Here is an 18729-nt window from a genome sequence, read left to right as displayed (position 1 = left end):
AGCGGTGTGGGCAGTGGCGTGGGCCCACAGCTCACACCTGCCGTACGCCGATCGTATCGGTAAAGCTCAACCTGTCGGTACAAGTTGTGCCGGCGCGAATGGCGCGGTGGCTTCTGGACGGATGTCGGGGGTTGCCGCAGCCGCAGCGGTTGTGGCGGCCGGCTGGATCCCCAGCCCGGTCGGCCGCCACAGCCCCACCCTTCGGAGGTGCCGGTGAGGACCGACCTGGAAGTGCCGGCCGGTACGCGGTTGCTTCTGCTGGCCGGCGAGTGGTTCCCGGCGCCCGGACAAGCCGCCACCGTGGATCAGCTCGTTACCACCGTCGCCGTGTATCGCGAGGTCATCGGCGGGCTGGTGTGGGTGCGCGGTCACGTCTGCTCCCACCCGAACCCTGACTGCGGCACGGCCGCCTGCTTCGAACACCAGGTCGCTGTGTCCGCTATCAGGGCGAACCTGGCGGGCGCGCGGTGAGCCGCATAGGTGAGCCCACCGACCCTGCCTTCATCGCCGATGTGGCGCGGATGGTCATCGACAGCCACGACCGTGGCCACCGCTGCCAGCGGTGCACCGACAGCGGCTGCGACCAGCTGCCGTGGGCGGCCGGGATGCTGCGCGACATGGAGCTGATTGTTGCGCGGCGCCGGGCAGCCGCGGGCATCGACGCGACACCCTCGACGTAACTCCCACCCGGCAGAACGCCCCCACCCTTGGCAGTGTGGGGCACACAGGGGGCACAAGACACGTCAAACGTCGTCAACCAGCCACCAACGATGGCACCCGAGACGCCGTGTGAGCAAGTGTTGCCAACCGTTCCACCCTGGTGGGACAGCGGCTCCATGTTCCGCTTCAACTCAACGCAAAGTCTTTGATGCCAGTTGCTATGGCGGACACGCTTCCGATCAAGCCCGACGCTGTGGCGAGCTTGGCGCTGGGTGTGGCCCATGTACCTCGGCTGAACGCCGCCCACCGGCTGAAGTAGAACAGCATCTTGAACTTCTGCCATCGATGCTCACGGAGGTGGCAACCGAGCAGCAGCCCTCGCGAGTTGTTCCGGCAGAAGCCGCCGCGGCTTCGGGTCGCGGCTCCACACCAGGCAGGCGCTTGGAAGAGCGACCAGAGCACGACCGCACCCGATAGCAGGTACAGCACTCCGGGACCCACCTGGGTCGTCCACCAGGCGGTGAGTAGCAAGGCCAACGCGACAAGGCCCCAATACCGGCGAAGGATCTTCATGTGCGATCAGTAACGTATGCGCTGCTGCTCGTAAACAGGACCGACAGAAGCCGACACCTCATCGGGCCGTCTCTGGGCCGTACGGGCCGTCGCGGGGCCGTGGAACGCCGACCAATGAGCGTTTTTCGTCGTGGGTTTCGGCTGGTCTGGACGTGATGTAGGGCGAGGATGGCTTGGACGATCGCGGTGGCACGTCGGGGGCAGCAGCGGAGCTTGGCCGGGATCTTCCAGCCCTTGAGGGTGGCGACGGCGCGTTCGCCGACGGCGCGGGTCTTGGCGTGGTGCCGGTTGATGGTCTTCTGCCGGCGGGACAGTCGCGGTCGGTGACGGCGGCGCTTGAAGGGCGTGCGGATGCTGCCGCCGGCGCCCTGGTACGCCTTGTCGGCGAAGGTCATCACGTTGACGCTGCTCAGCGCGTCGATCAGGCCGTGGGTGCGGGCGGCGGTCAGGTCGTGCACGGTGCCGGGCAGGGCGGGTGAGGCCCAGATGAGGCGTCCTTTGCAGTCCGCGATGACCTGCACGTTGACCCCGTGGCGCTTGTGCTTTCCGGAGTAGTACGGCCTCTGGTCCGCGACCCGGTCGATGGGGATCAGGGTGCCGTCGAGGATCGCGTAGGCGAGCCGGGCGATGCGCCGTATGGCCGCGTTCAGGTCCTCGGCGTGCGCGGCGAGTAGGTTGATGGCTTCTCGGACGTACCGCCAGGCCGTCGTGACGCTGACCGCGAAGCCGCAGGCCAGACGGGTGATGGTGTCCCCGTTACGCAGATGGGCCAATGCGAGCAGTGCCTGCTGGCCGGCATCGAGACGTCGCCACCGGCCGCGGCGGCGGGTGCGTTCGGCGCGGATGAAGGTCGGCCAGGTGGTTCAGGGTGCGGGTGGACAGCGCGACCGTTGACGGGTAAGACAGCACAGCGAGGCTCCCGGTTGGGGCATCGGATCTTGGTCGACTGCTGTCTTACCGGGAGCCTCGTCCTATGTCGACACATGCTCCGGCGCGCCCATCGCGAGCAGGCCCATCACGATGAAAAGCCCTCAATGATGACCGACGACGACCAGCAGCACCCAGAGAAGCGGCAGGTCAGCCACCACGTGAGGGCGGCTGGCCTGGTGGGCGACGGACGAGTCGACCTGTACGCCGGAATTCTGGGTCTTTGATCTCGGGCTTGGTACTGCAACGATGCCGGCCATCGGAGGCGGCCGTGTGGACGTCTCGTGCGCCACTGACCAAGGAAGCCGGAGTTGTGTCTGCCCCGTGAGCCTCACCCCGTCGACCGGCCGGGCCTTGTTCTCTTCATGATCATGTGTGCCGGTCTTGGAGTACTCGCGGCGAGCGGATGGAACGGCGATGGAGGGCGGTTCCAGCCGGTCGCGGCAGTGCTCGCAGAGGCGGACCTCCGGTTTGATACCGGTGCTACTGATCCCGAATTGGTCGCAAGTGCCATACTGGCATCGCTGAGAGCGTGAACTAGAGGATGGGTTAACGTTTTCCGATCATCGTTACGATAGGTGTTGTCTCCGAATCTCCGACCGCAGTGCCGCGTATGCGTCCTGCAATTCGTCCCGTCGATGATGTGCCTCGACAAGGCGGCGGTTGCTTATCTCCCGGCCGGCAATTAGCCTCCCTTCCTCGAAAAATAGTCTATCCCGTTCCGGTGGATCCACAGTCTGTTCAAGCTGCACCTCAAGGCGTTTATTGAGCTCCTCAAGCTTCGCCACTTCAGCATGAACCGTATGCAGGTGAACGGTCGCCTCGTCTATGTTTCGCCGAAGCTCATCCTGCTGAGCTAGCAGTCTAAAGTGCTCCTCTCTCCTAGACTCCATTGAAGGCAGCTCTCCCGCCTGGCGGATTGTCTCGCTACTCACGTTCGCATTAAGGTACTGCGTCGCGTGGAAAAGGAGTGTCTGAGTGCTCATAAGCACCAGCTGGACACCGCAGCATCGGTGCGCCTCCTCTGCTAAGGCAGGCTGGGCAGCGACGACCTTACCCTTGACCTTGAGGTACCAGTCTTCCTTCTGGTCCCCGGTAACGAATACCAGATAGGCGGCGGAGCGGCGTTTAGCTTCTTCCATTGTCTGTCGCCAAACAAAGTAATCGCCGTAACCTCCCCCCGGCTTCCCGGCATCCTTAAAGCCTGGCGGGATCTTCTCCTTTGCCCTGCGTTCGGCCTCAGTTAAAGCGTCCGCTCGTGCCGCCTCGCCCCACTCATCGCCGATACGGTCGCCGATAACTGTTTGTAGCCTCTCAAGGATAGGATCTTCGCTTTCAATATCGGCCGGAGCGTGGTCGTTGCTCAATCGCTTAACGGTCTTTTGTAGCGGTCCGAATACTTGTTCAAGCTGCATCAATAGCCTATCTCGCTCCTTATCCGTCAACGCCGCGCGATTGGAGAGGTTCCTAATCTTGCCCTCTAGGTCCGCCTGGATCGCTTCTTTATGCGAGTTGATGGAGTTAAGGACCGTGTCATAGGTTGTGCGGCGCTCGGCCATCACTTCGAGCCTATTTCTGTGAAACTCCAAGCCAACCTGATGTGGCACCCACACGCGATCAGTCATACGCTGTAGCGTTGATAACAACTCTTCGCGGGCTTTGGGGGCGAAACGGTAGGCAGAAAGCAAGACGTTAGTATCTAGGACTACAAGCCCGCTCGTTAATGCGACCCTGACCGTCTCCTCCGAAGGCGCAAGGAAGTGCATAAACGCCGCGCTGAAGCTTGTTGCCACCCCTGCTCCTTTGCCAGCTTCCACACGAAGGGCTTCTGCATGGGATCCGATCCCACAGGGCCTCAAGGGTAGATGTTGAACCGCACCGCCGTTGCCCCGGAACTTCCGGCGTGTTTGGTCTTGAAAGCCTGCAACCGGCCCGGTGTCATCGCGCCAGGTGTCACTGCTGTCACCCGTGTCACCCAACAGGCTCTGACCTGCTGAAACAGCGGCGGGAATCGGTGACACCTGGGCCGCGAAGCCAGGGTCCTGGTGGGTGGTTGTCGTGCCAGAACCGTGCCACTAAGGGATGTCTCGTAGCTCGGCGGCCGGTCCATGGTGGATCATGTCGGGGTGCAGGTGATCTCGGCAGCCCGCCCGGAGTGGATCTTCCCGTTCACCGGGCTGCAGCCCGCCCAGTTCCGCAGGCTGGTCAGGCTGGTCGCTGAGCGTGGTGGTGACGCGATCGCTGACTGGCGGCCGGGCAGGCAGTGGTCTCTCGACCTCGCCGATCGGGTGTTGCTGGTGGCCACGTACTGGCGAACGAACCTGACGATGCGGCAGATCGGACCGCTGTTCGGGGTGTCGCACTCCGCCGCCCACAGGGTCATGGTCACCCCCGCCCGCTACTCACCGCCTCGCGTCAGGCTGTTCGCCGTCGTTGGCCTGTTCCTCGCTCACCTGCGAGGTGGTCAGGAAGTCCGCCGCAACGATCGTGATCGCGAAGCAGCTCAGGAATAGCATCAGCTGCTCGAACGGCGCGAACTTCCCCATGTACGACCACACCCACCACGCCGACACCGGCCAGCCGACCAGCGACCCGACCAGCAGCACCCACGCGACGATGGTGCGGATACGGCGCACCCGAGGCGACATGGTCACCTCCGGTCCGGCTCAGCCGACCTCGGCCGGCGTCGCGGTCGGCTTGCGGTCCAGCGCCGCCCAGTCGCGCGGCTTCCGGTACGACTTCGGTGAGCGGCGGGTCGCCGCCTCCGCCTTCGCCCCGTCCAGGTAGCGGAACCGGCGATGCCCCCGCCAGTTCCGGTCCACCATCGGCAGAAACACCCGGTTCCCATCGCGGTCCAGGTAGCCGTCGGTGTGCCAGCGGTTCACCAGCTGCGGCGACACACCCAGCGCCGTGGCGAGCTCTGCCGCGGTCAGCTTCGCGTTCGGGTCCGCCGTCTGCCGCACACCCTCACCTCCGCGCCTGGGATGCGCCGAAGCCCCGCGCCGTGTGGGCTGCGGGGCTTCGTGACGTTCAGTGGGCAGACTCTGCCACGGCCCACCGTAAATGCTGATCAGCGATTCCGCCAGTGCAGACAGTCACACCGGCCGAAGATCAGCCGTTCGGGTGGGGCGCAGCCGCATCAGCTTCGCCACCTCGAGCGGATCCCGCCGGGCCCGCTCCTCCGCCGCCTCCTCTGCCACCAGGTCCCGGTACTGGGCGGCGGTGAACACCTTCAGGCAGTCCGGGTTCTGGCACTCCACGTCGCCGGTGCCGTCCTGCCGGCGGAACAGCATCCGCAGGTCGCAGCGGTTGCAGGGCACGCCTTCGCACGCTTCGGCTTCGGGGTCGAACTCGCCGAGGGCGCCCATCATCTGCCCTCTCACCTGCCCGATGGCGGCGGCGAACGCGTCGATGCCCTCGTAGTGGTCGCACGCCCAGTCGAGGCGCTTACCCAACCAGTCGACCAGGCTGGGGATGGTGGGGGTGGGCCTGTAGCGGGCACCGGGTGCGCCGGCATCAATCCACGCCCGCACCTCCTGGTCGAGGACCTGCGCGACGGGGATGACGCCGCAAGGTCGCCGGCGGGGATCATCACCGGGCGGCCGTTGGCGTCGCGGCGGGACTGCCGGTCCATGACGGTGAGGCGCTCCCGGACGTGGCGGAAGTCGCGGTGGAGGGTGACGGTGCCGTCGTCGTGTTCCTCGCGCCGTTCGGTGACCTTGAAGCGGGTGTGGTTGACGGCGACCGGGGTGAGGCTGCTGGCCGGGATCCAGTTGTCTCCGGTGATGTCGATGGGCCGGCCGCCGTCGCGGATGACGTCGCCGAGCAGGTCGTGGATGTGCACGTCGATGGGGACGGGCGCTTCGCCGTCGCCGCCGCTGATGATGATGTCGGGGGCGATGGACGGGGCGGGGCCGGCGGCGCGGCGGATGATGCGGCGGGGCGTCCAGCCGCCGTGCCACTTGCCGGTCGGTGAGTAGTCGTACTCGGGGCGACCGGGGTGGTGGGGCGTGGTGCCGGCCGGCGCGGTGAGGCCGCAGGTGAGGCAGACGAGCACGGGCGCCGCGTTGCTGTCGTCGTCGGGGATGAGCTGGTCGTGGAGCCGGTCGGCGAGGTCGGGGATGCTGGCGAGCGCGACGGGCAGCCAGCGGCGGCACGGCTCGCAGGTCTGCCCGGTGTCGCGCTCGCGCTTCTGGCAGACGACGCAGGTGTTGTCGGCGACGCGGCAGCCGAACGTGCCGCTGGGGCCGGAGGTGCGGCGGTTCAGCAAGGTGCAGTCGGTGGAGGACTTCATCGACGCGCGGGTGAGCTGGTACGAGGAAGATGAGCCACCCCAGCTGCGGTCGCACGTGGTCACCGCCAGCTTTCAGGGCACGGCCGTTGCCGGCCCCGTCCAGCCCGACGAGGTGCCGCCGGGGGGCGCGTATATCAACCCGCGAGCGCTGGAGCAGCTGCGCGAACCAGCCGGCACGGGCTGGGACACCACGAAGCTCGTGGCCCTGGCCGAAGAGCTGGACGCGTGTGTGCGGGCCGGCCACGTCTACGCCGCGCACGCAGTGCTGCGGGCGCTTCTGGACCATGTGCCGCCGTTGTTCGGCCAGAAGCGCTTCGCCGCCGTGGTGAGCAGTCACCCCTGGGGAAAGACGGACACGAACTACCTGCGTCGGCTGAGCACCTTCCGGGACCAGGCCGACGACGCTCTGCACCGTCAGATCTCCAAGAGGCCGGACCTGCTCATGCTGGACAACCTTCCGCCGGCCGCGGCGGTCAACGCTCTGCTGGGGGGCTGCGCGGTGCAGCTCCAGCAGCCCTGACCTGGCACGAGGCCGCAGCGCGGCGGCGAGCGCGGTCACGGTTTGGTCTGGCGAAACCACTGCCGGGGTCGCGCTCACGCGGATCGTCGGCACCGTCGGGTCGTCGCCCGGCCGGTAGCGGACGACGGCGAAGGACCACGAACCGATGCGGAGCAGGCGTCGGTAGGTAGCCGCGTGGCCGCCGCGAACGCTCGTCATGCGGAACAGCTCAGAGGCAGCGCGCGGCTTGCTCAGGCCCTTGACCCACCAGTGTGGGGGCAGCTTCATGGCTTTTCCTTGATCCATCTGTAGGGGCAGAACGCTGCTACTGCAGTCGGCTCGGTCCATCCCGATCACCGCCACCAACGGGTACGCACATACGTCCGCGTGAACCGGCGCCGCACCGCCCGCGGCACCATGTGCACAATCAACGCCCGCTTCACCTCGGGCGGCGAGCCGGCAAGCAGCCGCGAACGCACCCCGTTCGGCCGGCCCGTCACGACGCCCGCCCCTCAATCACCCGCGGCGACGCCCCACCGGCTACCAAGTCCATGTGCTGCGCCACCAAACCCATGACCCGCTCATCCGCCGGCACGCCCAGATCGCCGAGCACCCCGACGATCACCGTCGCGATCATCGCGCCGACCTGCTGCGCCAGCTCGATCCGCGCCTCGGCGACCTTCGCCTGAATCGCCAGGGCGCAGTACCGGGCCACCCGATCGCTGGCCTCGCCCTCCAACTTCACGAGCGCCCGGATGCCCTCATCGACGGCGTACACCCGGCCATCCCGGTCCGCGTCGTACCGGTTTCCGACCAGCGCGGCGACGCCACCGCTGGTGAACACGCGCTCGACGTCTGCCCGGGCGGCCTGCACGGCGGGGTGCTCGCTGCCGTCCCCGTCCATCGCGTCCGGAGCGACCAGCAGCCCACCCGCCGCGTGCGCCTCCCGCAGCCGCTCCGCCGCCTCATACGCCTCCCCGATCAGCCGGCCGTAGTGGTTCGTCTTCCACCGCCAGAACGCGATCAAATTCAGCAACATCGACCGCGGGTCCACGTTCGACCCGTCGTGACCGTCGAGCATCCACTGCCGCACCTCGAGGCGGATCGCACCCTCCGCCTTCGCCTGGTCGAGGGGCTTCCCGGCGTGGATGCGGCACGCGCTGGTGCCGGCGATCGGGTTGGCCCCGCACGGGTTCCCGGCCTTGTTGCGGTAGCCGGCGTCGCCGCACTTGCGGGCGCCGCCCATGAGGCGGTCGCCGTTCATGGGGTTGCTCATGCGCTCGCCCCCGTCCGGTCGTCGACCTTGTGGTTGGCGTGGGGTCGCCACATGCCGCAGCCGGTGTAGGTGCAGGTGAGTCCGCCGTCGTCGGGCTGGAAGTTGTGCACGGGGAGGCGGTGGCGGGGTCGGTCGTCGTCGGCGGCGGCGCGGGCTTTCGTGATCCAGCCGTCGATGGTGCCGTTGTTGACGAGGGTGCGGACGAAGGCGTCTTCGTTGCCGACGGTGCGGGAGGTGTGGATCAGCTCTAGGAGCTTCGTCGTCTCTCTCGGTCAGCCCGCACTGGTCGGTGAGCAACGTGCGCGCGGAGAGAGAGGAGTTATCGGGTCGGGACGGGTAGGGAGGACTCGGGTGCGATTCGGGTACCCCGATGACACCCCGATCGGGTACCCGATGGTTTCCCTGATCAGAGGCTTGATCGTTTCTATCGGGTCGGTTGGCGGAATTACGCGTATCGGGCATCGGGGTGCCCCTGACCCGATGCGGATCGCCCACCCGATCGGGGCCGATTTTTGATCTCCTGGCAGTAGCGGCACTGCGGGTCGAGCTTCCCCGCCTGGACGTGCCAGCGGCGGTGGTTGCCGATCGCCCCGCCGGCCGACATCTTCTGCTGGGCGACCAACGCCTCCTCGAGGGACGGGTTGTAGCCCTGCCAGTCGTGAAACTGGTAGCCGCCGTCGACCTGGTCCCACAGGCCGGCGGTGACCAGACGCTTGGCGAGCTGCTCACCGAACCCGGGCGCGAGGTACTCGACGACGTCGTCGGGTATGAACCCGCCGCTGGGTTCGTCGGACGACCATGAGCCGGCGACGGACCACAGGCCGATCGCGGCGAATCCCTCCATGGACACGCCGGCGCGGACCCGCTTGCGGTGCTTGTGGAATCCGTCGTCGACTCTGAACCAGGTCATCGGTGCTCCTCTATCGGGGTGGTGCGGTCAGTTCTCGAGGGCGAAGCTGGCGAACCGCATCTGGTTCAGCTGCGCCGCCACGGTCACGGTGTCGGTGGCGCCGCCGCGGTGCTTCGCGACGATCAGGTCGGCTTCGCCGGCCCGCTCGCATTCCTTGTCGTGGTAGTCGGGCCGGTGCAGCAGGATCACAATGTCGGCGTCCTGTTCCTGCGCGCCGGACTCGCGCAGGTCCGACAGTTGGGGGCGTTTGTCGGAGCGCTGCTCGTTGCCGCGGTTCAGCTGCGAGCAGGCGATGACGGGCACGTTCAGCTCCTTCGCCAGGAGCTTGAGGCCGCGGGAGATCTCGGCGACTTCCTGCTGCCGGGACTCGACGCGCCGGCCGGTGGTGAGCAGCTGCAGGTAGTCCACGACGATCAGGTCGAGGGTGCCCCGCTGTGCGCGTTTGCGGGCGCGGGCTCGGATGCTGGTGAGGGTCTGGTTGGCGAAGTCGTCGATGTGCAGCCCGGACTCGCTGATGTCGGAGCCCTTGCGGTTGATGGCCGTCCACCCGGCTTCGTCGACGTGCCCACGTCGGAGGTGGTTGAACGGCACCCCGGTTTCGGCGGCGAGGACCCGCATCAGCACTTCGGAGCGGCCCATTTCGAGGTTGAACACCTCGACGCCTTTGCCGTGACGTAGGGCGTTGTGGCGGGCGATGTCCATGGTGAGGACCGATTTGCCGCTGCCTGGCCGGCCGGCGATGAGGACGAGTTGCCCGCCGCGGAGGCCGCCGTTGAGGAGGTCGTCGAGGTCGTATAGGCCGGTGGTGAGGTCGGGGTCGGCGCCTTTGCCGGCGGCGTCGATTTCCTCGAGGGTTTCGCGGACGAGTTCGCCGATGGTGACGGTGCCGGTGTCGGTGTCGCCGATGGCGTCGAAGAACAGCTGCCCGGCCCGGTCGATGGGGTCGTCGTCGGGGTCGAGGCGGCCTTGGTAGCCGATCTGGGTGACCTTGGTGCCGATTTCGATGAGGCGTCGCTGCTCGGCGAAGTCTTTGACGTTGCGGGCGTGCCAGGGGGCGTTGGCGACGGTGGGTTCACCGCGGCCGTACAGGTCGAGGATGGCGTCGTAGATGGTGGCGTGGATGGGGCGGTAGAAGTCGCGGGCTGCGAGGATGTCGATGACTTCGCCGATGGTGTCCTTGGACAGGAGCATGCCGCCGAGGACGCACTGTTCGGCGGCCTGGTCGTGGGGCAGGGTCGGCGGTGTTGGTCCGCTGGTTGGCTGTTCGGGGTTGTGGGCACCGGGTGCCGGCCGCCGCGGGTTGACCTGGACGTCGTCGAGGTCGCGGCGTGGCCGGTGTTCGGTGTTGATCGTCACTCGGTGCTCCGGGGTTGTGGGTGGGCTAGAAGAGGGCTTGCTGCTGGGCGGCCGGTTCGGCTGGTGGGGTGCTGTCGGGCTGCTGGATGGGGTGGACTTGGGCGTTCCCGCCGGCCCACGTGGTGGAGGCCTCGAGGTGGTCGGCGCAGACGACTTCTTGCCGGCCGGGTGCGGTGACGAGCCAGGCGGCGAGCTTCGTCCAGTCGCGCTCGAAGGCCTCGAACATGCCGTCGTCGCCGCAGCACCCGCCCCAGTCCTCGCCGATGTAGATGACCCGCTGGCCGGCGTAGCGACCGAGCGTCTCCACGCCGATCGACTGCTCGTACGGCGGCCACGACAGCAGCAGCGCCCGGTCCGGGTGCAGGGCCGCTGAGTCCTTGGCGTCGGCCATGGACACCGGGAAGTGAGCGGCTGTGTCGCGGTGCCACGGGTTCGCGGAGCTGTGCAGCGCGGGCGGGTTGAGGTCGTATGCAGCGACGTCCACACCGGCCTGGGTGAGCTGCCACGCCCAGTAGCCGGTGCCTGCCATCGGGTCGACCAGCCGCCCGCCCGAGTGCTCGGCGACGAACGCGACCGTCTCCGGGTCGGTGATCGTCCACGAGTACCGCTTGACGTACTCGCTGCGGTGCGGCGACTCGCGTCCCCACCGCTCAACGTCCGAGGTTGCCGTCCGGAAGGCGGTAGCTGCCGAGCCCACCGACGGTCGGTGTCCCCCAGAGGGAGCTCGACTGGTCGACGTGGTCGCGGACGGCGCCCCAGTAGGGATTGGTCAGGTCCACGGGCCTGGTCGCCGTGGTTGGCGCGGTCACGCCGCGGTCCCGCAGAGGACCTGGGCGGCGCCGGCGGCCCGGCGGGCGGCTGCCGTCGGAACGATCTCGGCCGGGACAACACCGAAGGCGCGAAGCAGGTCAACGCACGCCTGCTGCGCGGCTTCCGGGTCGCGCATCGGGCCGGGCGGGATCTTCCCGGCCGCCCACAGTTGGAGGTACGTCTCGCCGATGAGGTCGACGGCGGAGTAGGTGGGGGCGTCGGGCCAAGGGGTGGGGAACGGGTTCTCCGGTGTCGGCCGCGGCCTGGGCCCGGCTGCCGGGATAGGATTGGTGTCGGTCATCGGCCGACCTCTCTCGCTCGTTGGTTCGGTGGACTGCTTTGGAGGCGCTCGACCGGTCGCGACGGTCGGGCGCTTTCGCTTTCGGTGTCAGCCGCCGCGGCTCATGCCGCCCGCCGCGTTGCCTGGTCGCCAGACCGCCGGCCTGTACGGGGGGCGGTCGGGACAGGAAGGATTCGGGCGAGCTGCGCCAGCTGCGCGTCGTCCGCCGGTGGCCAGTTCGCAGCCACCTCGGCGGCGAGCCGGTCCAGCTCGTCCTGCAGGCGGGGGTCGTCCAGCTGGTAGCGGGCCATGTCAGGCCGCCTGGCTGAGCGTGTCGGCGTCCGGGAACAGCTCGTCCAAGCCGATGCCGCTCACGGCGCGCAGCCGAAGGGCGTTGCCCATCCGGGAGGCTTCGGGCCGCTCGAACATTCGCTGGACGGTGCGCAGGTCGACGCCGGCGATGTCGGCGACCTCCTGCTGGGTGGCGACGCCGAGGGCTTCCTTGAGTCGTGTCCAGGGGTCGACGGGCGACACGGCGGGTGTGGCGTGTCCCGTCGCAGTTGATACGTCATGCATGGCGTTCACGATGCCATGCGTCATGTATGACGTGCAAGGGATTCGGCGAGTGTCGCCTAGTTGTCTTTATCGATGAATGACGGCAGGATTGCCGACGGGATCCGCAGGCTGGGGAGCGAAAGCGGGGCAACACGTCATGAGTGACGTATGGCAGATGCCGTTCATGCTGGGCGGAAGCCGCCTGAGCAGCATTTATGGTGATCCAGTGGCGGCGGAGGAAGAGGGTGGGAGGCGGTTCGCGGCGCTCCTGCGCGAGTACCGTGCGGCAGCGAAACTGCGACAAGAAGACGTAGCCGAGCGATCAGGCGTCTCCCTGTCCACCATCAATCGCTGGGAACGCGGCCAGGTCCGCAACCCCAAGCCGGAAGAGGTTCAGGCGGTCTGCCGCGTCCTCGGCCTGTCCACCGTCGCCGCCGGCATCGCCCTCGGCTACCTCGCACCCGAAGACACCGAGCATCTCCCGGAGCCGCCCCGCCGGTACGACGCCACCGTCGAGGAAGCCATCGCCATCCTCCAAGACCCGGGCATGGACGAACAGACCCAGTACGCCGCGATGCAGTACCTGCGGTACCTGCACAGCAGGGCGGGAGCAGAGCGGCCCGGAACTGGCGAAGACCAGTCCCGAACCGCGTCATGACCGTCGGTGGGCTACCAGCCGCGCGCCCTCCACTGACCCAGGGCCGGCCGTTCCACGCCGAGGGTGGAGTCCTTCCCGTGGCCCGGGTAGAACCACGTTTCGTCCGGTAGGCGGTCGAACACCTTCGCCTCCAGATCGCCCATGATCTGGGCGAACTCCTCCGGAGTTGTTGTCCGGCCAGGACCCCCAGGGAAGAGGCTGTCACCCGTCCAGAGGTGCGGCGTGCCGGCCGGGTCGCGGTAGAGCAGGGCGATCGAGCCGGGGGTATGCCCCCGCAGGTGGATGACCTCCAGCGGGCAGTCGCCGACCCGCACCTGGTCGCCCTCGACGAGCGGCTCCGTCTCGATCGGCAGCCCGGCGGCGTCGTCCGGGTGCGCCAAGGCGCGGGCGCCGGTCTTGGCGACCACCTCTTCCAGCGCCACCCAGTGGTCCATGTGCTGGTGGGTGGTGACCACGGTGGCCAGGCCGGCGTCGCCGACCAGCTCCAGCAGGCGCGGTGCCTCGTTCGCGGCGTCGATCAGCAGCTGCTCGCCGGTCGCCCGGCAGCGCAGCAGGTAGGCGTTGTTGTCCATCGGGCCCACCGACACCTTGGTGATGGTGAGCCGGTCGAGCTCGCGTACGGCCGGCGTGCCGCCGGGCGAGACGTCTCCGCTGTAGGTCATGACGGGGTCTATATCCATTCCGGTGGTTCGGGGAGCGGACCGTCCGGGGTGACGGTCAGCACGGCGCCGCGGCTGCGTCCGATCAGCCAGGCGGCGAGTTCGGGGGCGGCGCCGGTGACCACGGGCGCGTGCGCCCGGTCGCCGATCACCAGTTCGTGCCGGCTGCCGTCGAACCGCAGCACCATCGGCGGTGCGTTGTCGCGCTCGGCCAGGTCGGTCGCCACCTCGTGCAGCAGCCGGTGGCCGAACGCCTCAGGCCAGTCGGCCGGCCGGTGCCCGGCGTCCAGGTCGACGTGGTGCACCTCCAGCTCCCGCAGCCGGCCCCAGACCAGCAGAGCGGCGACCTTGGGGCCGCGTGGCGTGTCGACGGTCGCCGCCCACGCCTCGGCGGGCATCGCGGCCACCGCCTCGGCGAACCGGTCCGCCGAGCGGCGCAGGTCGTCCAGGTGCGCCTCGGGTGGGCGGGCGGCGCCGGCCTCGATGTCCGCGGCGCGTGCCGCCGCGGACGCGTACATCGACACCGGCTCGCCGGTGCGGGCCGCGGTGAGCAGGTTGACGAAGCCGTCGGCGTTGCGGGCCAGGTGCGTCAGCACGTGCCCGCGGGTCCAGCCCGGCAGCAGCGACGCGGCGGCGACGTCCGGGCTGTCGAAGGTGGCCGCCGTGCGCAGCAGGCGCGCCGTGGCGTCGTCCACCTCACCGGTCAGCAGGAGCGGATCCGTGGTCACGTTCCGACCCTAACGGTCGGCCGCCCGAACGTCGCCGGGGAAATCGCTTTCGGCGCGCCGCCGGGCACCCTACCGTCGGCTCGAACGCGGCACCGGAACTCGGAGGAGGTGGTGATCATGCCGGTCTCAGCACGCGTGCGTCACCCGCTCCGACACCGATGAGGATGCCATGACCATCGATCTGACCGCCCTCGGCTGGGACGCCGACCGGGCGGCACAGCTGCACCGCCGTACCGACCACCGCCCGGGCCGGGTGGCCCGGGTCGACCGGGGCGTCTGCACCGTGCTCTGCGCGGACGGCCCGGTGCGCGCCACCCTGGGCGGGGCGGTGCTGGCCGCCGCCGCCACCGACCTGACCCAGCTGCCCTGCGCCGGGGACTGGGTGCTGCTCGGCACCTGGCCGGACCGGCGGGTGACCGTCGAGACGGTGCTGCCCCGGCGCACCGCGCTGATCCGGCGGACCGCCGGCAAGGACGCCAGCGGCCAGGTGCTGGCCGCGAACCTGGACGCCGCCGCCGTGGTGGAGCCCGTGCACCCCGAGCCGGACGTCGGCCGGATCGAGCGGCTGCTCTCCCTCGCCCACGAGTCGGGGGCCCGGCCGCTGGTGGTGCTCACCAAGGCCGACCTGGCGGCCGACCCGGCGGCGATCGCTCGGCAACTCGCCGCCGTCGCGCCCGGGGTGCCCGTGCTGCCGGTCAGCGCCGAGGGCGGCACCGGGCTGGAGCCGCTGCGCGCCGAGGTCGCGCCCGGCCGCACGCTGGCCCTGCTCGGCCCGTCCGGGGCCGGCAAGTCCAGCCTGGTCAACGCCCTGGCCGGGGCGGTGGTGATGCCCACCCAGGCGATCCGCCGGGTGGACGGCAAGGGCCGGCACACCACCACCTGGCGGGCGCTGGTTTCGGTGCCCGGCGGCGGGGCCGTGCTGGACACCCCCGGCGTGCGCGCGGTCGGCCTGCTCGACGGCGTGGCCGGGCTTGACCGGGCCTTCGCCGACATCGCCGAGCTCGCCACCGGCTGCCGGTACGGCGACTGCGGGCACGACGGGGAGCCCAGCTGCGCGGTGCGCGAGGCGCTGGAGAGCGGCGAGCTGCCGGCGCGGCGCTGGGAGAGCTGGCGGCGGCTGCAGCGCGAGGTGGCGTTCGAGACGCGGCGCCGGGAGACCCGGCTGGCGGCCGAGCGGCGCGGCGGCTGGCGCGGTGCGCGCCGCCGGGCGAACCGGCCGGCCCGGCCGCCCTCGCCCGGCGGGTTGTGAGGCGCAGGGGGCGCGGCCGACCGGGCTGAGCTGGGGGAATGTGCCGGCGGCGAAAAGTGTCGTACCTCGGGGCTAGAGTTGCCGAGGCGCTTTTCTGCGCCCGCACAACCGCTCAGAATCACCACGGAGCGGACAGATTCTCCTCATCTTCTTCACCCGGGAGTACACGGCAGTGGCCGACCGACTGATCATCCGTGGCGCGCGCGAGCACAATCTGCGTGACGTCAGTCTCGACCTGCCCCGGGATGCCCTGATCGTCTTCACCGGGCTCTCCGGGTCGGGCAAGTCGAGCCTGGCCTTCGACACGATCTTCGCCGAGGGGCAGCGCCGCTACGTGGAGTCGCTCTCTTCGTACGCCCGGCAGTTCCTCGGCCAGATGGACAAGCCGGACGTCGACTTCATCGAGGGTCTCAGCCCGGCCGTCTCGATCGACCAGAAGTCCACCTCGCGCAACCCGCGGTCCACCGTCGGCACGATCACCGAGGTCTACGACTACCTCCGCCTGCTCTTCGCCCGCATCGGCGAGCCGCACTGCCCGGTCTGCGGCGAGCGGATCTCCCGGCAGAGCCCGCAGCAGATCGTCGACCGGGTGCTCGCCATGGCCGAGGGCACCCGGTTCATGGTGCTCGCCCCGGTGGTCCGCGGCCGCAAGGGCGAGTACGTCGACCTCTTCGCCGAACTCCAGGCCAAGGGCTACGCCCGGGCCCGGGTCGACGGCGTGGTGCACCCGCTGACCGAGCCGCCCAAGCTCAAGAAGCAGGAGAAGCACACCATCGAGGTGGTGATCGACCGGCTCAGCGTCAAGTCGAGCGCCAAGCAGCGGCTCACCGACTCGGTCGAGGCCGCGCTCGGGCTCTCCGGCGGGCTGGTGCTGCTCGACTTCGTCGACCTGCCCGAGGGCGACCCGGAGCGGGAGCGCCGTTTCTCGGAGAACCTGGCCTGCCCGAACGACCATCCGCTGGCCATCGAGGACCTCGAACCCCGGGTCTTCTCCTTCAACGCCCCGTACGGCGCCTGCCCGGAGTGCACCGGCCTGGGCACCAAGAAGGAGGTCGACCCCGAGCTGGTCGTGCCCGACCCGGAGCGCACGCTGCGCGAGGGCGCCATCCAGCCCTGGGCCACCGGGCACAACCTCGAATACTTCCTGCGGCTGCTGGAGGCGCTCGGCGAGGCCGAGCACTTCGACGTCGACACGCCCTGGCGGGCGCTGCCCTCGCGGGCACAGAAGACCATCCTGCACGGCTCCGACGACCAGGTGCACGTGCGCTACCGCAACAAGTACGGCCGCGAGCGCTCCTACTACACCGGCTTCGAGGGCGTGGTGCAGTGGATCGAGCGCCGGCACTCGGACACCGAGTCGGAGTGGTCGCGGGACAAGTACGAGGGCTATATGCGGGACGTACCCTGCGCGGCCTGCGGCGGCGCCCGGCTCAAGCCCGAGGTGCTCGCGGTCACCATCGCCGGCAAGAGCATCGCCGAGGTCTGCAACCTGTCGGTGGGCGAGTGCGCCGAGCTGCTGGCCGGCATCGAGCTGACCGACCGGCAGAAGATGATCGCCGAGCGGGTGCTCAAGGAGATCAACGCCCGGCTGCGGTTCCTGCTCGACGTCGGCCTGGACTACCTCTCCCTGGACCGGCCGGCCGGCACCCTCTCCGGCGGCGAGGCGCAGCGCATCCGGCTGGCCACCCAGATCGGCTCGGGCCTGGTCGGCGTGCTCTACGTGCTGGACGAGCCGTCCATCGGGCTGCACCAGCGCGACAACCACCGGCTGATCGAGACCCTGGTCCGGCTGCGTGGCCTGGGCAACACGCTGATCGTGGTCGAGCACGACGAGGACACCATCCGCACCGCCGACTGGATCGTCGACATCGGCCCGGGCGCCGGCGAGCACGGCGGCAAGATCGTGCACAGCGGCTCGGTGCCGGCGCTGCTGGAGAACCAGGAGTCGGTGACCGGGGCGTACCTCTCCGGCCGCAGGTCGATCCCGACGCCGAAGCGGCGCCGCCCGCAGACCCCCGACCGCGAGCTGGTGGTGCACGGCGCGCGGGAGCACAACCTGCGCAACCTGACCGTGTCGTTCCCGCTCGGCCAGCTCATCGCGGTCACCGGGGTCAGCGGCTCCGGTAAGTCGACCCTGGTCAACGACATCCTCTACGCCGTGCTGGCCAACCAGATCAACGGCGCCCGGCTGGTGCCCGGCCGGCACACCCGGGTCTCCGGGCTGGAGCACGTCGACAAGGTCGTCGGCGTCGACCAGTCGCCGATCGGGCGGACGCCGCGGTCCAACCCGGCCACCTACACCGGGGTCTGGGACCACGTCCGCAAGCTCTTCGCCGAGACCACCGAGGCCAAGGTCCGGGGGTACGGCCCCGGCCGGTTCTCGTTCAACGTCAAGGGTGGCCGCTGCGAGGCGTGCTCCGGCGACGGCACCATCAAGATCGAGATGAACTTCCTGCCCGACGTGTACGTCCCGTGCGAGGTCTGCAAGGGTGCCCGCTACAACCGGGAGACCCTGGAGGTGCACTACAAGGGCAAGACCGTCTCCGACGTGCTGGAGATGCCGATCGAGGAGGCGGCCGAGTTCTTCTCCGCCATCCCGGCGATCCACCGGCACCTCAAGACGCTGGTCGACGTGGGCCTGGGCTACGTCCGCCTCGGCCAGCCGGCGCCCACCCTCTCCGGCGGCGAGGCGCAGCGGGTGAAGCTCGCCTCCGAACTGCAGAAGCGCTCCACCGGGCGGACGGTCTACGTGCTCGACGAGCCGACCACCGGCCTGCACTTCGAGGACATCCGCAAGCTGCTGATGGTGCTCGAGGGCCTGGTCGACAAGGGCAACACGGTGGTCACCATCGAGCACAACCTCGACGTGATCAAGTCGGCGGACTGGTTGATCGACATGGGCCCCGAGGGCGGGCACCGGGGCGGCACGGTGCTGGCCACCGGCACCCCCGAGGAGGTCGCCGAGGTGGCCGAGAGCCACACCGGCCAGTTCCTGCGCCAGGTGCTCAGGCTCGACGGCGAGGCGAAGGGCGCGACCGCGGCGACCTCCCGGGCGGCCAAGGCGAACGGCACGAAGGCCCGCGCCGCCCGTAAGGTGCCCGCCGGCACGCGCTGACCCGGCGCCGCATCCCCGAACCACTTGTTGATCATGAGGTTGGCGGCGAAGGTGATCGCCATGACCGCCGCCAACCGCATGATCAAGCAGAGCGGCCCGGTCAGGGGTGGCGGCGTCCGGTCGCCGATCGGGTGAACCGGCGGGGACCGGGCTGCGTGTCCCAAGGTGTGGCCGCGAGAT

At 69.2% G+C, this 18729-nt stretch carries 20 protein-coding genes and 3 pseudogenes; 7 read left to right on the top strand and 16 right to left on the bottom strand.

The genetic code is table 11. The annotated features are described in order from the left end of the window. The first annotated feature begins 213 nt into the window (after nt 1-213). Entirely contained in the window at nt 214-471 is a 258-nt protein-coding gene (locus tag ACVCAH_RS11420) for a hypothetical protein (protein WP_447136050.1), read from the top strand. 50 nt (nt 472-521) lie between these two features. Continuing rightward, entirely contained in the window at nt 522-680 is a 159-nt protein-coding gene (locus ACVCAH_RS11415) for a hypothetical protein (RefSeq protein ID WP_447136049.1), read from the top strand. Nucleotides 681-1370: 690 nt separating this feature from the next. On the opposite strand, the pseudogene ACVCAH_RS11410 reads toward ACVCAH_RS11415, so the two are convergent. Together ACVCAH_RS11410 and ACVCAH_RS11405 are read right to left on the bottom strand one after the other, a co-directional pair. After that, nucleotides 1371-2142: pseudogene (locus tag ACVCAH_RS11410) on the bottom strand (transposase family protein); the annotation flags it as partial. Nucleotides 2143-2729: 587 nt separating this feature from the next. Next, nucleotides 2730-3953 carry a PIN-like domain-containing protein gene (locus ACVCAH_RS11405; RefSeq protein ID WP_447136048.1) on the bottom strand — a complete coding sequence of 408 codons (1224 nt, stop codon included), beginning with the start codon at nt 3951-3953 and terminating at the stop codon, nt 2730-2732. Nucleotides 3954-4286: 333 nt separating this feature from the next. On the opposite strand from ACVCAH_RS11405, the pseudogene ACVCAH_RS11400 reads away from it, so the two are divergent. Then, nucleotides 4287-4544: pseudogene (locus ACVCAH_RS11400) on the top strand (helix-turn-helix domain-containing protein); the annotation flags it as partial. Nucleotides 4545-4562: 18 nt separating this feature from the next. On the opposite strand, the gene ACVCAH_RS11395 reads toward ACVCAH_RS11400, so the two are convergent. From ACVCAH_RS11395 to ACVCAH_RS11380, 4 genes are all read right to left on the bottom strand, one after another. Continuing rightward, the gene (locus ACVCAH_RS11395) at nt 4563-4796 is read right to left on the bottom strand and encodes a hypothetical protein (RefSeq protein WP_447136232.1); all 234 of its coding nucleotides are present in this window, start codon (nt 4794-4796) and stop codon (nt 4563-4565) included. A gap of 30 nt (nt 4797-4826) precedes the next feature. Continuing rightward, complete coding sequence (locus ACVCAH_RS11390) at nt 4827-5123, bottom strand: hypothetical protein (protein WP_447136047.1); 297 nt, start codon at nt 5121-5123, stop codon at nt 4827-4829. Between the two features lie 132 nt (nt 5124-5255). Then, nucleotides 5256-5543: a hypothetical protein gene (locus ACVCAH_RS11385; protein ID WP_447136046.1), complete on the bottom strand. Its 288-nt coding sequence runs from the start codon at nt 5541-5543 to the stop codon at nt 5256-5258. Next, entirely contained in the window at nt 5540-6454 is a 915-nt protein-coding gene (locus ACVCAH_RS11380) for a hypothetical protein (RefSeq protein WP_447136045.1), read from the bottom strand. The genes ACVCAH_RS11385 and ACVCAH_RS11380 overlap by 4 nt, the downstream gene beginning before the upstream one ends. On the opposite strand from ACVCAH_RS11380, the gene ACVCAH_RS11375 reads away from it, so the two are divergent. After that, nucleotides 6441-6974, top strand: a complete 534-nt coding sequence (locus tag ACVCAH_RS11375; RefSeq protein WP_447136044.1) for a hypothetical protein — start codon at nt 6441-6443, stop codon at nt 6972-6974. The two genes, ACVCAH_RS11380 and ACVCAH_RS11375, sit on opposite strands and share 14 nt — an antisense overlap. Nucleotides 6975-7449: 475 nt before the next feature. Here ACVCAH_RS11375 and ACVCAH_RS11370 read toward each other — a convergent pair whose 3' ends face one another. The 8 genes and pseudogenes from ACVCAH_RS11370 to ACVCAH_RS11335 form a co-directional block, all read right to left on the bottom strand. Further along, complete coding sequence (locus ACVCAH_RS11370; RefSeq protein WP_447136043.1) at nt 7450-8229, bottom strand: hypothetical protein; 780 nt, start codon at nt 8227-8229, stop codon at nt 7450-7452. Nucleotides 8230-8674: 445 nt separating this feature from the next. Further along, nucleotides 8675-9139, bottom strand: coding sequence for a hypothetical protein (locus ACVCAH_RS11365; RefSeq protein ID WP_447136042.1), 465 nt, complete (start codon nt 9137-9139; stop codon nt 8675-8677). A 27-nt stretch (nt 9140-9166) separates the two neighbouring features. After that, nucleotides 9167-9982, bottom strand: coding sequence for a DnaB-like helicase C-terminal domain-containing protein (locus tag ACVCAH_RS11360; RefSeq protein ID WP_447136222.1), 816 nt, complete (start codon nt 9980-9982; stop codon nt 9167-9169). A gap of 234 nt (nt 9983-10216) precedes the next feature. Beyond that, nucleotides 10217-10495: pseudogene (locus ACVCAH_RS11355) on the bottom strand (DnaB-like helicase N-terminal domain-containing protein); the annotation flags it as partial. Between the two features lie 25 nt (nt 10496-10520). After that, nucleotides 10521-11192, bottom strand: a complete 672-nt coding sequence (locus ACVCAH_RS11350) for a hypothetical protein (protein ID WP_447136041.1) — start codon at nt 11190-11192, stop codon at nt 10521-10523. Between the two features lie 108 nt (nt 11193-11300). After that, complete coding sequence (locus tag ACVCAH_RS11345) at nt 11301-11606, bottom strand: hypothetical protein (RefSeq protein ID WP_447136040.1); 306 nt, start codon at nt 11604-11606, stop codon at nt 11301-11303. A 101-nt stretch (nt 11607-11707) separates the two neighbouring features. Further along, nucleotides 11708-11896: a hypothetical protein gene (locus ACVCAH_RS11340; protein ID WP_447136039.1), complete on the bottom strand. Its 189-nt coding sequence runs from the start codon at nt 11894-11896 to the stop codon at nt 11708-11710. 1 nt (nt 11897) lies between these two features. Then, nucleotides 11898-12161 (bottom strand): hypothetical protein, encoded by a 264-nt coding sequence (locus ACVCAH_RS11335; RefSeq protein WP_447136038.1) that lies wholly within the window; start codon nt 12159-12161, stop codon nt 11898-11900. A gap of 154 nt (nt 12162-12315) precedes the next feature. On the opposite strand from ACVCAH_RS11335, the gene ACVCAH_RS11330 reads away from it, so the two are divergent. Then, entirely contained in the window at nt 12316-12798 is a 483-nt protein-coding gene (locus tag ACVCAH_RS11330; protein ID WP_447136037.1) for a helix-turn-helix transcriptional regulator, read from the top strand. 11 nt (nt 12799-12809) lie between these two features. Here ACVCAH_RS11330 and ACVCAH_RS11325 read toward each other — a convergent pair whose 3' ends face one another. Both ACVCAH_RS11325 and ACVCAH_RS11320 read right to left on the bottom strand, forming a co-directional pair. Further along, nucleotides 12810-13460 (bottom strand): MBL fold metallo-hydrolase, encoded by a 651-nt coding sequence (locus ACVCAH_RS11325; protein WP_447136036.1) that lies wholly within the window; start codon nt 13458-13460, stop codon nt 12810-12812. A gap of 8 nt (nt 13461-13468) precedes the next feature. Further along, the gene (locus ACVCAH_RS11320; RefSeq protein WP_447136035.1) at nt 13469-14185 is read right to left on the bottom strand and encodes a maleylpyruvate isomerase family mycothiol-dependent enzyme; all 717 of its coding nucleotides are present in this window, start codon (nt 14183-14185) and stop codon (nt 13469-13471) included. Between the two features lie 169 nt (nt 14186-14354). Between ACVCAH_RS11320 and rsgA the strand changes: the two genes are divergently transcribed. After that, nucleotides 14355-15434, top strand: a complete 1080-nt coding sequence (gene rsgA / locus ACVCAH_RS11315; protein ID WP_447136034.1) for a ribosome small subunit-dependent GTPase A — start codon at nt 14355-14357, stop codon at nt 15432-15434. 172 nt (nt 15435-15606) lie between these two features. Beyond that, nucleotides 15607-18549 carry an excinuclease ABC subunit UvrA gene (gene uvrA, locus ACVCAH_RS11310; RefSeq protein ID WP_447136033.1) on the top strand — a complete coding sequence of 981 codons (2943 nt, stop codon included), beginning with the start codon at nt 15607-15609 and terminating at the stop codon, nt 18547-18549. Nucleotides 18550-18729 lie beyond the last annotated feature (180 nt).

Source organism: Micromonospora sp. LZ34 (genome assembly GCF_052981855.1).
Note: the sequence above shows the minus strand (reverse complement) of the source record. Positions and strands in the feature narration are given on the sequence as shown.